The sequence below is a fragment of the Hymenobacter terricola genome (assembly GCF_017921975.2).
GTDB classification, from domain to species: domain Bacteria; phylum Bacteroidota; class Bacteroidia; order Cytophagales; family Hymenobacteraceae; genus Hymenobacter; species Hymenobacter terricola.
On the sequence record NZ_JAGEMO020000021.1, the window covers coordinates 80,015 to 93,948 of the forward strand.

The following is a 13,934-nucleotide window of genomic DNA, read 5'->3' on the forward strand; positions in this document are numbered from 1 at the left end:
CCCCATGAAAACCCTGCTCGTTCCCCTCGACCACACCGCCACTGCGGAGCACACCCTCGCCTACGCCAACAAGCTGGCCGTGCGGTGGCCGGCCGAAATCGTCATCCTCTACTGCCACCCCGATGAGGGCGTGGCCGTGGCCCTTGCCGCCCGGCTCGAAGCCCAGGAGCAGCACCTGCGCAGCCTTGTGGAGCGCCTGCGCTACCAGCAGCTCACCCGCCAGGACGGCCGCCGCATCCGCTACCAGTACCGCATTCTGGCCGGCTGCCTGCACGACCACATCCGGGCTGAAGCCACTCGTTGCGCCGCCGACCTTGTGGTGATGGGTCTGGAGCACATCGACTGCGGCCGGCAGGAAGCCCCCGGCAACCACGCCGCCGCCATCACCGAGCTGCTGAGCTGCCCCGTGCTGGTGGTGCCGCCGGGCCGGCGCTCGCTGCCCCACCGCGTGGTTTTCTCCGCCGATTTCAGCACCCTGAACCCCACCGTGCTGCCGCGCCTGACGGCACTGGAAGGTGCTTTTCCTGCGCCGCTCGATTTGGTGCAGTTCTACGCGCCCGCCCAACGGCCGCAGCGCCGCAGCCTGCGGCAGGGCCTAGCCCAGGCCGCCGCGCAGTTGGGCTGGCCTGCCAGCAGTACCCCGCACTTGCTCGAAGACGATGCCCCGCTGGAAGGCATCAGCGAGTTTTGCGCCCACAACCAGGCCCAGCTGCTGATTATCGCGCCTACCAGCGCCGCGCAGCTGCTCCGCTATTTCGATGCCTGCTACACCACCACGCGGGCCTACCACACCCAGATTCCGGTGCTGGTGCTGCGCGCGGCCGAGCGCCACGCCAGCGTGGAGTGCTGCGACAAGTGCGCCGAGCGGCTGGCCAAGGAACAGGCCCAGCTTGCGCAGGCCAACTACCTATCCGCGCGTTGGGTATAGGCAACCCGTTGCGCAGCACTGCACCACTGAGAACGGTCATGTCGAAACGGTCATGCTTCGCTGCGCTCTGCATGACCGTTCTTTTTTACTGCTAAACGCCAATAATCAACCCATTTCCATCCCCACAACCATGAACACTGCCCCCTTTCCCACCGCTGCTTCCGCTGCCCGCACCACCATGGAAGCCTGGATGCGCCAGCTCCAGGACTGGCTATGCTACCAGCTGGAAGCGGCTGATGGCGGCGGCACCCCTTTCAGCGAAGATGCGTGGGTGCACGAAGGCGGGGGCGGCGGCCGCACGCGGATTATCCAGAACGGCAACGTGCTGGAAAAAGGCGGTGTGGCCTTCTCGGCCGTGTGGGGCAAAATGAGCGAAAAAGCCGCCCAGCAGCTGCTCATGCCCGATGCGTGCTACTTTGCCACCGGCGTGAGCGTGGTGCAGCACCCGCGCAGTCCGGAGGTTCCCATCTCGCACATGAACGTGCGCTATTTTGAAGCCGGCAACGGCGAAGCCTGGTTCGGCGGCGGCCTCGACTTAACCCCGATTTACGTGGATGTGGCGCAGGCCCGCTGGTTCCATGAGCAGATTGAGGAAGTATGCCAGCGCCACGATGCCAGCTACTACCCGCGATTCAAGGCCTGGGCCGATGACTATTTCTACCTGCCCCACCGCCAGGAAACGCGCGGCGTGGGCGGCATCTTTTTTGACCGCCTCACCGTGGGCCGCGACGGCTCGTTTGAGGAATTATTTGCCTTCGTGCAGGACGTGGGCGAAGTGTACGGCCGCGCCTACGGCACCATCATGCGCCAAAACCGCCACCTGCCCTATTCCGAGCGCGAAAAGCAGTGGCAGCAGGTCCGCCGCGGCCGCTACGCCGAGTTCAACCTGGCCATTGACCGGGGCACGCGCTTCGGCCTCGAAACCGGCGGCCGCCCCGAATCCATCCTCATGAGCTTGCCGCCGCAGGCCGAATGGCACTACAACCTCACGCCCGAGCCCGGCTCGGCAGAAGCAGCCACCCAGCAGTGGCTGCGCCAGGACGTGGACTGGCTGACAGCCAGTTGAGCAAGCAGAGCGAGCACCTGCCTTTCAGGCCAGCACGGCTTGGTTTTCCAGGTCGAACAGCTCCGTCAGCATTTCCACCAGCGGGCCGGTTTCGCCGCGCTTGCAGGCGGCTTTGAGCTGCAGCACGGGCCGCTTGAGCACCTTTTGCATCAACGACCGGGTCAGCTCGTCCAGCAGCTCCGCTTCGGCGGGGCTCATTTTTTTCTGAAACCGCTTCATTTCCTGTTGCCGCAGCTGTTCCAGGGCATTTTTCAGCTTTTGAATGGCGGGCGAAATCTGCATCTCGGCGCTCCACTCCCGCATGCTGGTCAGGCTTTCGGCAATGATGGCCCGTACCTGCGGCACGGCCGCCAGCCGGCGCTCCAGGGCGGCCGATGCGCTGCTCTGAATGGCATCGAGCGAGTAAAGCAGCACGCCCGGCACGCGCTCCACTGCCGCCTCGATGCTGCGCGGCACCGACAAATCCACGAAATACTTGTGGCTGAGCACCGGCTGCCGGCGCAGCAGCTGCTCCGTGATAACCGGCGCGTTCGCCGCCACGGATGAGATAATGACATCGGCCGCCTGAATGCCCTGGGTCAGGTCGGCAAAGGCCAGCACCTGGCCCCCGTAGCTGGCGGCCAGCGCGTCGGCGGTGGCTTGGGTCCGGTTGCAGAGCATAACCGGCGCGGTCCACTGGCAGCTGGCGAGCTGCCGGCACATATCGGCCCCCATTTCGCCCAGGCCCAGCAGCAGCACCCGCGGGGCGGGCAGGTGGGCCGTCAGGTTTTCTACCAGTTCCAGGGTGGCATGGGCCAGGGAAGCCGCACCGTCGCGGAAATTGGTTTCGTGCTGCACCCGCTTGTGGGCAAAAAATATGGTATGGAGCATCCGGTGCAGCAGCGGCCCGGCCGCATCGGCCTCCACCGACCACTGGTAGGCGCGCTTCACTTGGTGGCTAATCTGCTGGTCGCCGATGACCTGCGCATCCAGCCCCAGCGCCACTTCGAACAGGTGCTGCATGGCAGCGGTGGCTTGGGTCAGGCGAGTGAAATACGGGGCCAAATCGCGGCCAGCCGGCACGCCCCGGAGCCGCCCCAGCGCGCGGATGATGGCGACACTGTAATCAACCTCGGCGCCGTAGTACACCTCGGTGCGGTTGCAGGTGCTGAGCACGAGCAGGTCGTTCAGGCCCAGCTGGTTGCGCAATGCGACCAGCAACTGGCGGCAAGCGGCTTCGTCCAGAGCCAGCTGCTCCCGGATTGCGAGCGGGGCTTGCTGGTGGGTGAGGCAAATGGCCTTAAAATACTGGTTCATATATAATGGCGAGGAGAAAGCCGGCCCGAGTGAAAAGGCCGCCGCCAAAATTCCGCCATCGGGCACACTTCCTCGCTGACGACCATCAACCGGGTCGATGATTCTTGTCAGCTTTTGCCGCGTTCCCCGCCGGCCCAGGGCAATGCCGTAGTTTTGCCGCTGGGGCAGCGGCGGGCAATTCGCGCCGGGGGCCCGCAACGCCCCTTGCTGCCTTGCGCTCCCTTGCCCACTTTCAGCCCTATGAAAACGCCCGCCCTCGCCAGCACCAGCCGCAAACAGCTAATCGCGCAAACCGCCCTGCACCTGTTCTCCAACAAGGGCTACGAACACGTGTCCACGCAGCTCATCGCCAAAGAAGCCGGAGTTTCGGAAGCGCTTATTTTTAAACACTTCGGCACCAAAGAGCAGCTGCTGGCTTTCATCATCACCACCGGCTACCAGCGCATCGTGGAACACATCCGGGGCCGGCTGGCTGAGGAAAACCCGCTGGTGTTCCTGCACAAAATGGTGGACCTCCCGCACGAGCTGGTGAGCGAAGAGCCCGAATTCTGGAAGCTGCAGGCCCGCCTTACGGAGGTGGAATTTGCCCGCAAGCAGCACGCCCGGTTTCTGCAGCCGCTGCCGGCCCTGCTCCAGCAAGCCTTCCAGCGCCTGGGCTACCCCCAGCCCGAAGCCGAAGCCCAGCTCCTGCTCCTGATTGTGGAAGCACTGTGGAAAATGCAAGCCACCGGCCAGGATGAAACCATGCCCGCCCTGCGCCAATTCATCAAAACCAAGTACCGCCACCAGCAATAACACAGAGCAATACCCCAAATTAAAATCTTGCAAATCAAATACCTGAGCCGAACATAATTTCTTAATGACGAGATTACCAATATTTTTCTTGCATTACATAAAGTAAATAGTTATTATTGTTATACCAAGCCAACGCGCTGCTGGCTGGTGGATTTTTGCTACCCCATTTTCCCCCATCCCCCGCGTTAGCCCATGTGCTACGCGTTGCGGGCAGTAGCTCTTGGCCGTCGTTGCCAAGGCGAGACGCAAGGCGTCGAAATCGAACCCCGCGGGCCTATTCTCCTCCGGTTTAGGTCCCCGCCCTCGCAAGCCGAGCCATCACAACGGCCCCCGCACGTACCCGCCGCCCGCACCACCAGCCGGGCCGCGCTCCGGCGCTTGTCCACTTCCGCAGGCGCGGTGGGCGGGGCGTTCCGGGCGGCTTCAATTTGATGGCAGGAATTTCCAGCCATGCCCGCCGCGCCCCAGCGCCCGACGGCATTGCTTTCCTTTTCGATGACACGGGTGAGCCTGACCAAGGCGCTACTACGCGTGCCCATTGCTGCTGCTGTCGGGCTTGGCCAGCCCCACAAGCTGGGCAGTTGTTGGCACTCCCATTCCGCAATTCCCGCTGACTTTATTCCGCTCGGGCCACAAATCACCCCTTCCACCACGGGCTTTTGCCCGGCGCGCACCCGTCCCGTGCGCCTACTGCTGGGCCACGCCCGCAAGCCACGGGGAAGCACGAATGCATGTATCTCTTTCATTTTCTTGTAGTTTACCACTAAACACCGTCAGTTATGGCTAAGAAAGACCGCAACGATTCGGGCAACGAATCGGGTGCTAATCATGCTTCCTCCTCCGTGGAGGACCTGCTGCTGGCTGCGCTGGAGCGCGGCGACGAAAGCGGCGAAACCGGACGATACCTGGTTACTTTTAAAGAAGGCGCGGGCGACGAAGGCCTGCAGTCCCTCCGGGCGCAGGGCATGCGCGTGGCCGATGCCCGCGACTTCACCGACCAAGCCGTCGCCTTCGACAACATGGGCGACGCCAACACCATCATTTTTCCCGAGATTGGAGTGGCCCTGATTGGCGGCGAAGCCGCTCAGGAACGCAACCTGGGCGCCCAGGCCGAGCTCGCCACCGACAGCCCGATGGAAACCATCGAGGCCGAGCGGTTTGTCTTCGCCGACGCCGTGTACTCCGAGTACCTGCGCGGCATGAACCAGGCCCCCGAAATGGTGCCCCGCGAGTACCAGAACGGCTTCACACACCAGGCCGAATCGCCGTCGAACGAATACATGCACGGCTTCCTGCGCGCGGCTGAGCTGATTGCTAAAGAGCTGCGGAATGAAACCGGCGGCAGCGCCACCATGGAAACCGACCTGCAGGAAGAAGTGCTGGTGCTGGGCGCCACCTGGGGCCTCACCGTATGCAAAGTGCCCCCGAGCCTGCGCAGCGGCCTCGGCATCAAAGTGGCGGTGCTCGACACGGGCTTCGACTTGGGCCACCCCGATTTTGTGGGGCGCTCCATCACGGGAGCCACTTTTGTGGGCCAGCCCGTGCAGGATGTATTTGGCCACGGCACCCACGTAGTGGGCACGGCCTGTGGGCCCAAGGCGCCGGCCGGCACCACGCCCCGCTACGGCATCGGCTACCGCACGTCCATCTTCACGGGCAAGGTGCTGAACAACTCCGGGGCCGGCACGTCGGCCACCGTGCTGGCGGGCATGAACTGGGCCATCGCCAACCGCTGCCAGGTGATTTCCATGTCGCTGGGCGGCCCGGGCGGGCCGCTGGCGGCCTACACGGCCGCCGGGCAAGCCGCGCTCAACAACGGCCTGCTGATGATTGCCGCCGCCGGCAACAACGCCGGGACCACCGGAAACCCCGCCAACTCGCCCACCATCATGTCGGTGGCCGCGCTCGACCCCAGCCTGAACCCGTCCAATTTCTCCAACTTTGGCAAAATTGACATTGCCGGGCCGGGGCGCGACGTTTTCTCGTCCTGGCCGCGCCCCACGCGCTACCGCACCATCAGCGGCACCAGCATGGCCACGCCGCACGTGGCCGGGTGCGCCGCCCTGTGGGCCGAGTCGGCCAGCAGCCTGCGCGGGCTCAACCTGTGGCGGAAGCTGCAGGCCACGGCCCGGCACCTGCCGTACTCGGCCACCCGGGTTGGCGCCGGCCTGGTGCAGGCCCCCTGACCCTGGCCGGGCGCTAAGCGCTGGCTGTTGCGTACCCACCGGAAACCTCTTCCGGTGGGTACGCTTTCTTTGCATTTCACTCTTCTTCCACCTGACTACTTGTAAATCTGCACCGATGGCCAAGAACAAAAAATGGGTAATCACCACCTCCGGCAAGCATTCCCTGCACGATGTTCAGCAGCAGCTCTCTGCCATGGGCTTCTCGGTGGAACAGGTGCTGACGGAAATCGGCAGCATCACCGGGGCAGCGCCCGACGAGGTGGCTCAGCGGGCCAAAGCCCTGCCCGGCGTGGCCGATGTATCGCCGGACACGGACATTAACCTTGGCCCGCCGGACGACCCCGTAACCTGGTGACCACGGGCACTAAGCGTCGCGCTGATAAGATGCTGGCACTGGCAGCCGAGTGGCAGCCAGTCGCTTCCCCCAACGCTTGACCAATTGGTTGGGCGTTGTCGTGAATAGCTAACTCAAGTTGCGGAATAGCCGCGGCCGCCCTCACGGTGCCTGCCGCAGCGATGAGGCCCGCACAAACAAATCGGGTTGCAGCACCACGTGCCGGGGCGTAAAGTGCTGGTCCTGCTCTTCCATTATTTGCAGCAGCAGGCGCGTGGCCGCCGTGCCCATCAGCTCGCAGTGCTGGTCGATGGACGTGAGCTTGGGCTCGGTGAGGCGCGAGAACAACTCGTTGCTGAAGCCCACCAGGCCCATGTCCTGCGGCACGCGCACCCCCCGTTCCTTCAACACCTCCAACGCGCCAACCACCGAGAAATCGCTGGCCGAAAACACGGCATCCGGCGGCTGCGGCAGGGCCAGCAGCTGCTTCATGCCGGCCGCACCGTCCTCCATTTTCATGTCACTGATGATGGTCAGCTCTTCGACGACGGGAATATTCTGTTCGCGCAGGGCGTCCTCGTAGCCCTGGCGGCGGTATTTGTAGATGTTCAGGTGCTGCGGGCCGCCGAAGTGCGCGATGCGCCGGTAGCCCTGGTCCAGCAGATGCCTGGTGGCGCGGTAGCCGCCGGCGCGGTCGTCGAGCACCACGGCGCTCACGTCATAGCCCTCCAGAATGCGGTCGAAAAACACCAGCGGGACGTCGCGCTTCCGCACGTCTTCGAAGTGCTGAAACTCGCGGGTGGTGCGCGCCAGCGACACCAGAATGCCCTCTACCTGCGCGTTCATCAGGGTTTCCAGGTTCTCGCGCTCGTGGGCCACGTCTTCGTTCGACTGGCAGATGAGCACGTGGTAGCCCGCCTTGCTGGCCGCGGCTTCGATGCCCTTTACCACCTGCGAAAAGAAGTTGCCGTCGATGTGCGGCACTATCACGCCCAGCATCTTGCTGCGGCCCCGGCGCAACCCCGCCGCCAGGTTGTTGGGCTGGTAGCCCAGCGCTTTGGCCAGCGCCACCACCCGCTTGGTGGTGGCGTCGCTAATGGCGCTGTGCCCGCCAAGCGCCCGCGACACCGTCGAAACGGAAATGCCCAACTGGTTGGCGATGTCCGTAATGGAAGTGCGTTTTTTTGCCACTGAAATACCGGAAATTAAGCCCAATCGAAGGCCTTACTACACTCCTGCCCCATGCACGAACTGATGCAAAATCCTACGCAAATATTGCATGAAAACTTTCACATTTCTGCCCGGCGTGATTCAACAATACCTTATGCAAACGTTTGCGTAAACCGAGCCGCTCACTTATCTTTTGGCTTGGTTGGCCGGGTGACCACGCGTCCGGTTCTTTTTAGCAAAGCATCACTTACTTAATCAACCGAATGCTTCATTCCTTCTACCGCGGTCTGACATTGGGTGGCATGGGCTGCTTGTAGCTTGCTTGCCGCTTGCCGCGACTGCCTACAACCAGCAGCCCACATCCCAAGACACCGCCACCGCCGCCAATCCGATGACGACGAAAGCCGACTCTGCTACAGCCCCAGCGGCGGCCCCGCCAACTGGTACCCCGTTTGGCAAAACCACTGAAGGAACGGCCGTTTCGATTTTTACGCTGCGCAACGAGCACGGCCTGCAGGCCACCATCAGCACGCTGGGGGGTACGCTCACGAGCCTGCTGGTACCCGATAAGAACGGCAAGCCGGGCGATGTCGTGCTGGGCTTTGATAAGCCGGACGACTACACCAGCGGCTTGTTTATCAAGGAGAGTCCCTATTTCGGGGCGCTGATTGGCCGCTACGGCAACCGCATCAACCTGGGCCGGTTCACCCTGGACGGCCAGGCGTACCGGCTGCCCATCAACAACGCGCCCAACTCGCTGCACGGCGGCACCACCGGCTTCAACCGGCGGGTGTGGCAGGCCACGCCCGGCACCTCGGCCGACGGCCCAACCCTGGCCCTCGCCTACCACAGTGCGGACGGCGAGGAGGGCTACCCCGGCGCCCTCGACGTGAAAGTGGTGTACACACTCACCAACGCCAATGCCCTGCGCCTCGACTACACCGCCACGGCCGACAAGGCCACGGTGCTCAACCTCACCAACCACAGCTATTTTAACCTCACCCACGGCCAGGACCACGACATTCCCGGCCACGTGCTGACGATAAACGCCGACCGGTTTACGCCAGTGGGCAACACGCTGATTCCGACCGGCGCCCTGCAAGCCGTGGCCGGCACGCCAATGGATTTCCGGCAGCGGCACGCCATTGGCGAGCGCATCGGGCAGGTGCCGGGCGCGGCCCCCGGCGGCTACGACCACAACTGGGTGCTGCCGACAAGATGCGCAGCCGCCCGGCCCCGGCGGCCACCGTGTACGAGCCCACGTCGGGCCGCACCATGGCAGTGTACACCGACCAGCCCGGCGTGCAGTTCTACTCGGGCAACTTCCTCAAAGGCAACCTCAAAGGCAAAGGCGGCGTGGCCTACGTGCAGCACTACGGCTTTTGCCTCGAAACCCAGCACTTCCCCGATTCGCCCAACGAGCCGACGTTTCCCAGCACCGTGCTGCGGCCGGGCGAAACGTTTCATTCGACGACCGAATACCGCTTCGGCGTGCGCCAATAAGCAGAGGCCGCGCTGCTTATGCGCTCGGTTTGGCGGCCACCCCAACCGTAGAACCGCTCTGTTTGCGCGGGAGAGATGCCTCGGCTGCGCCGACGCCAGTTAAGCAGGGCGTGCTTTTATCTGTAACCGGTGCGTTACTGATTCCGCAAGTCGAACCGCTCAAAAGTAACGGTAGCCGTGGCCGGGCCCTGGGCCACCAAGCCCACGCGCACGCCCCGGTCCCAGGGCGGCAGGAACTGGCCGTTGGCCGTTTCGTTAGGGGGCAGCATATCGGTCCAAGTACGGCCGTCGGGGCGCCAGGCAAAGCGGTACTGGTTGCCGTTTTGAGCTCGTAGGCGCAGCTGCAGCGCGATGGCCGCGGCGGGCAGGGCGGTTTCAGCCAACACCCGGTCTTTGCCGTCGCGGCGCTCGCAGAGGCGCAGCTTTCCGTCGCCGGCGGTCAGGCTAATCGAATTGTTGGGGTCGCCGAGGGCGGCCAGGCCGGCGGCGGTGCCGGCGGGCAGCGTGGCGGGGTTGAGCAACGTGGTGGTGGCGGTGTAGCTGGCGGCCAGGATGGAGCGGCCCAGCGCGGCGCCGCCTTTGTCGGGGCGAGCGGTGAGTTGCAAGCGGCCCTCGCGCAGCGTAAACTGCGGCTTGTCTTCCACCGGCCACTCCCAAACGGGGGCCAGGGCCGGAGCAGTGAATTCGTCATTCATTACGGCGGGCACTTTGGCCACGGCAATCGGCGTGCTGTGATTGTTCAAAAACTGCGGCCAGCCGGCTGTCGTCCACACAAACTCGCTGAGCACGCCCTGGCGGCCCACGTTTTCGAAGCCGCCGGTTTGGTAGGCGTGGTGCAGCAGGAACCAGCGGCCGTTGCGCTCCACGGCCGTGCCGTGGCCGGGGCAGGTCCAGGTGTCGTTTTTGGTGAGAACGGGGTTTTGGGCGTATTTCTCCCAGGGGCCGAGCAAGCTTTTGGCACGGGCCACGCCGGTGGCGTAGGTGCAGCCGTGGCCGCAGCAGCCATTGGCGGCGTAGAACATATAAAAATAGCCCCCGTGGCGCACCACGCTGGGGCCTTCCACGAGGTTGCCTTCCCAGGCGGCGGTGTTGCGGAACAGCTCCGTTTTCTCGCCGATGAGGGCCGTGCGGTCGGCGTTTATCCGCTGGGCCCAGAGGGGCGTGGGCTGCTGCACGCTGTTGCCGTCCTCCTTCCAGATGAGGTAGGGCTGGCCCTTCTCGTCGCGGATGGGAAAGCCGTCAATCGAGCCATCGGCTTGGCCTACCAGGGGGCCGTGGTCGCGGTACGGGCCCTCGGGGCGGTCGGCGCTGGCCACGCCCACGGCCAGGTTGCCGCCGTGCTGGTGAGCGGTGTAGTAGATGTAGGTTTTGCCGTCGTCCTGGCTGATTTCGGGGGCCCAGAAATAATAATCGGCCCAGGCCGGCCGCTCGCCGGGGAAAACGTGTCCCACCAGCGTCCAATCGGTCAGGTTGGTGGATTTGAGCAGCGGAAACGTGGGCCCCCAGTTCGACGACGTGGCCGTGGCCCAGTAGGTGTTGCCGATTTTCGTCACCGAAGGGTCCGGGAAGTCGCCGGCCAGCACGGGGTTGGCGATGGGTTCAGCCGGTGCGGTTTTAGCAACTGGCGCAGCCTTGCCTTTTACATTGGTTTTGCCCTGACCAACGACCAGCAGCGGGGTCAAGCTCAACAGCCCTAACGCAGGCAGCAAGCGGCAAAAAGCAGAAATTTTCATTAATAATCTTATAAAGGCGACTCGCACAAAGCCGGTTGCATTCCAGTAGCTGGCCCAATAAGGCTGCGAAATTTTTACTCGCCGCCTGGGCGGTTCAGCGCTAGTCCCGTGGCTACGGGGGTTCCAAAGTTGGGCGTGCCGTCGGGGTTCCAGGTGAACTGTTGCATTCGCGGGTTGCGGAGGTCGCTACAGGCCTGGCCGGCTTGTAGGTTGGCATGGTAGAGAATCCAGTTTTGCTGTCCATCCTTCGAGATGAAAAAGCTGTTGTGGCCAGGGCCGAAAGCGTGGTCAGCGGGGTCTTTGGTGAAAACCGGCGTGGCGGTTTTGGTCCAGGCGCTGGCGTCCATGGGGTCGGCGGTGCTACTGGCCGTGAGCATGCCCAGGGCGTAGTCGTCAGAGCTGCAGTGGCTGGCCGAGTAGACGAGGAAGGTTTTGCCGCCGTGCTGCAGGATTTCGGGCCCCTCGTTCACCTTCGGAGCGTTGGTACCGTACTGTTCCCAGGTAAATTGCGGCTGGCTTAGGCGCACCCGCAAGCCGGTCAGCGTCCACGGATTAGCCATGCGGGCGATGTAGATGTTTTGCTGGTCAGAGCCGGCTTCCTGGCCCGACCATACGAGGTAGCGGCTGCCGTTCTGCTCCAGAATGGTGCCGTCGATGGCCCACAAATCCTGGCCCGGCACGGCAATCCGGCCTTTTTCCGTCCAAGTGCCGGCAGTGGGGTCGGGACTGTCGTTTTCGAGCACCCACAGGCGCTGGCCGCCGCAGCAACTGCCAGGGCCGGCCGTGTAGTATACGTACCACTTGCCGTCCAGAAAATGAATTTCCGGCGCCCAGATGTCGTGCGAATCGGCCCCGGTAGCGGGCGGCGTCCAGATTACTTTGCTCACGGCCGAGCCCAGCTCGCTCATCCTGGCCGTTTTCCACAGGGTCAGGTTGCGCCCGGTGGTGTGCATGTAATAATAAAAGCCGTCCTTCTGAATCACCCATGGGTCGGGCCCGGACGGCAGCAGCGGGTTCGTGAACGTGGTGGCGCTCACGGGCGGCATTACGGGCGGGGTCACTCCCGGCTCCGCAGTTTTTTGGCAGGCTGGCAAGCTGAGCAACAGCCAGGAAACCACCATAGAGCGGCAAAAAACAAGCATAGGTATGTTAAAAAAAAAGTTAATGTCAGCCAACAGGTTCGGAGCCGGTAAGGCACTGCGGAACATGATTCGGAAACCGCAGCACAGCTCCCGCATTACGATGAAACCTCTACTTAAAGCCAAACAGCCACTGCACCAAGGCGGTACAGCGGCTGAAAGGTTTCCCGCCAGTGGCCAGTGAGCTTAATAGTTAGGGTTTTGACCGAGCTTGTTCAGGTCCACTTCGGTCTGAAGCAAGGGCAGCAGCCGGGACTTGCCCACCACGAAATTGTTGAAGTCCGGGTCGTGGGCTTTGAGCAGGGCCGTGCCCGTAGCCGAGTCGAGCAAGCCCCAACGCTGCAAGTCAAACCACCGCACGCCTTCGCCGGTCAGTTCCGTGGCCCGCTCGTGCATGAGCTGGGTGCGCAGCGTAGCCTGCGTGAAGGTGGCGGCCACGAGCGGTACCAAGCCGGCGCGCTGGCGCACCTGGTTGATGAGCGGCACGGCATTGGTCGGGCCGCTCGCCTCGTTGAGGGCTTCGGCTTGCAGCAGCAGCACGTCGGCGAAGCGCATCACGCGCTGGTTAATGGGCGAGTCGAAGTCCTCAAACGTGCGGTAGTAGTCGGTCTGGTACTTGCGCCAGTATACGCGGGCCCGGTTGCGGGCATCGGTGCCGTAGCGCGTCAGGAAGCCCACGCCGTAAGCCAAGGTGTCGGCATCGGAAGGCAGCGCGGTGGGGAATTGCGTGAGGTCGCGGCGGTTGTAGAACACCGTGGCTGCCAGGCGCGGGTCGCGCTGGCCCGCCGCCGTGGGCTCCTGCAAAAACTCGCGCACTACCCACGGCCGCACCTCGCCGTCGTTGAAGCCAAAGCCCGGCACGCCCCAGAACTGCGAGCGCTGCCCGCCCTGCGACGACGTGGCATCGGGCCCGCCGCCGGCGTCGTTGCCGCCTTTTTTCTCGTCGGAGAACTGCACTTCGAAGATGGACTCCGAATTGTTTTCCGAGGTGTGGCGGAAGTTATCGGTGTAGTTCGCCGTCAGCTGGTAGTTGCCCGAACTGATGACCTGCGCGAACTGCACCTGCGCATCGGCCCAGCGCTTGTTCTGCATGTAGGCTTTGCCCAGCAGGGTCGTGGCCGCGCCTTTGGTGGCCCGGCCCACGTCGTTGCCGGTGTACGAAGTCGGAAGGTCGGCCTGTGCGGCCTGCAAATCACTGATAACCTGGGACCATACCTGGGCTTCGGTGCCCTGTGGGGGCACGGTGTTCAGGTCAGTAGCGGTGGCCAGCACCAGTGGCACGTTGCCGTAGAGCGACACAAGGTTGAAGTAGCTCAGCGCGCGCAGGAAACGGGCTTCGGCCAGCACCCGCTTTTGCAGGGTAGCATTCATGCCCTGAATGCCGGGCACTTTGTCGAGGACTTGGTTGCAGCGAAAAATGGTGCGGTAATGGTCGCGCCAAATGTTGTTCGACACCTCAAAGTCGTAGTTCACCTGGATGAAGTGAGTGAAATCGGCCAGCTCGCCCCAGGGGCTTTGGCTGAAGCCGGCGTCGTCGCGCAAGTCGAAGGCAAAGTTGAGCCAGCGCCGGTACATGCCCAGCCCTTGCAGGCCGGCGTAGCAGGCGGTGGAAGCCTTCACGGCGTCGTCGCTGGTCTTGTAAAACACGTCCGTGGTCGGCAGGTTGGGGTTCACCTGGTCGAGAATATTCTTCTCGCAGGCCGTGGCACTTAGCAACAGTGCGCTGGCTAGGCCCAACCGAGTCAAAAAAGAAACTTTCATATCAGTGGCTAATTTAAGAGAGT

At 63.4% G+C, this 13,934-nt stretch carries 11 protein-coding genes and 1 pseudogene; 7 read left to right on the forward strand and 5 right to left on the reverse strand.

Annotation, left to right across the window (positions count from 1 at the left end; all coding sequences use genetic code 11):
* Positions 1-4: 4 nt before the first annotated feature.
* Both J4G38_RS15695 and hemF read left to right on the forward strand, forming a co-directional pair.
* Positions 5-928: a universal stress protein gene (locus tag J4G38_RS15695; RefSeq protein WP_210517940.1), complete on the forward strand. Its 924-nt coding sequence runs from the start codon at positions 5-7 to the stop codon at positions 926-928.
* Positions 929-1,058: 130 nt separating this feature from the next.
* Positions 1,059-1,994: an oxygen-dependent coproporphyrinogen oxidase gene (hemF, locus tag J4G38_RS15700; RefSeq protein WP_210517942.1), complete on the forward strand. Its 936-nt coding sequence runs from the start codon at positions 1,059-1,061 to the stop codon at positions 1,992-1,994.
* A gap of 24 nt (positions 1,995-2,018) precedes the next feature.
* On the opposite strand, the gene hemA is transcribed toward hemF, so the two are convergent.
* Positions 2,019-3,290 (reverse strand): glutamyl-tRNA reductase, encoded by a 1,272-nt coding sequence (gene hemA, locus J4G38_RS15705; RefSeq protein WP_210517944.1) that lies wholly within the window; start codon positions 3,288-3,290, stop codon positions 2,019-2,021.
* 240 nt (positions 3,291-3,530) lie between these two features.
* Between hemA and J4G38_RS15710 the strand changes: the two genes are divergently transcribed.
* From J4G38_RS15710 to J4G38_RS15720, 3 genes are all read left to right on the forward strand, one after another.
* Complete coding sequence (locus J4G38_RS15710; protein WP_210517946.1) at positions 3,531-4,085, forward strand: TetR/AcrR family transcriptional regulator; 555 nt, start codon at positions 3,531-3,533, stop codon at positions 4,083-4,085.
* A gap of 779 nt (positions 4,086-4,864) precedes the next feature.
* A complete protein-coding gene (locus J4G38_RS15715) occupies positions 4,865-6,271 on the forward strand; it encodes a S8 family serine peptidase (protein WP_210517948.1) in 1,407 nt (468 codons plus the stop codon).
* Between the two features lie 115 nt (positions 6,272-6,386).
* Positions 6,387-6,626: a hypothetical protein gene (locus tag J4G38_RS15720; protein WP_210517950.1), complete on the forward strand. Its 240-nt coding sequence runs from the start codon at positions 6,387-6,389 to the stop codon at positions 6,624-6,626.
* A 141-nt stretch (positions 6,627-6,767) separates the two neighbouring features.
* On the opposite strand, the gene J4G38_RS15725 is transcribed toward J4G38_RS15720, so the two are convergent.
* Positions 6,768-7,796 carry a LacI family DNA-binding transcriptional regulator gene (locus J4G38_RS15725; RefSeq protein ID WP_210517952.1) on the reverse strand — a complete coding sequence of 343 codons (1,029 nt, stop codon included), beginning with the start codon at positions 7,794-7,796 and terminating at the stop codon, positions 6,768-6,770.
* A 370-nt stretch (positions 7,797-8,166) separates the two neighbouring features.
* Here J4G38_RS15725 and J4G38_RS15730 point away from each other — a divergent pair.
* Both J4G38_RS15730 and J4G38_RS28710 read left to right on the forward strand, forming a co-directional pair.
* A pseudogene (locus J4G38_RS15730) lies at positions 8,167-8,931 on the forward strand (aldose epimerase family protein); the annotation flags it as partial.
* 119 nt (positions 8,932-9,050) lie between these two features.
* Positions 9,051-9,278: an aldose epimerase family protein gene (locus J4G38_RS28710; protein WP_262906107.1), complete on the forward strand. Its 228-nt coding sequence runs from the start codon at positions 9,051-9,053 to the stop codon at positions 9,276-9,278.
* Positions 9,279-9,412: 134 nt separating this feature from the next.
* On the opposite strand, the gene J4G38_RS15735 is transcribed toward J4G38_RS28710, so the two are convergent.
* The 3 genes from J4G38_RS15735 to J4G38_RS15745 form a co-directional block, all read right to left on the reverse strand.
* Positions 9,413-10,987 carry a family 43 glycosylhydrolase gene (locus tag J4G38_RS15735; RefSeq protein ID WP_226163457.1) on the reverse strand — a complete coding sequence of 525 codons (1,575 nt, stop codon included), beginning with the start codon at positions 10,985-10,987 and terminating at the stop codon, positions 9,413-9,415.
* A gap of 98 nt (positions 10,988-11,085) precedes the next feature.
* The gene (locus J4G38_RS15740) at positions 11,086-12,072 is read right to left on the reverse strand and encodes a glycoside hydrolase family 43 protein (protein ID WP_226163458.1); all 987 of its coding nucleotides are present in this window, start codon (positions 12,070-12,072) and stop codon (positions 11,086-11,088) included.
* Positions 12,073-12,336: 264 nt separating this feature from the next.
* Positions 12,337-13,911 carry a RagB/SusD family nutrient uptake outer membrane protein gene (locus tag J4G38_RS15745; protein WP_210517960.1) on the reverse strand — a complete coding sequence of 525 codons (1,575 nt, stop codon included), beginning with the start codon at positions 13,909-13,911 and terminating at the stop codon, positions 12,337-12,339.
* Between the last annotated feature and the right edge of the window lie 23 nt (positions 13,912-13,934).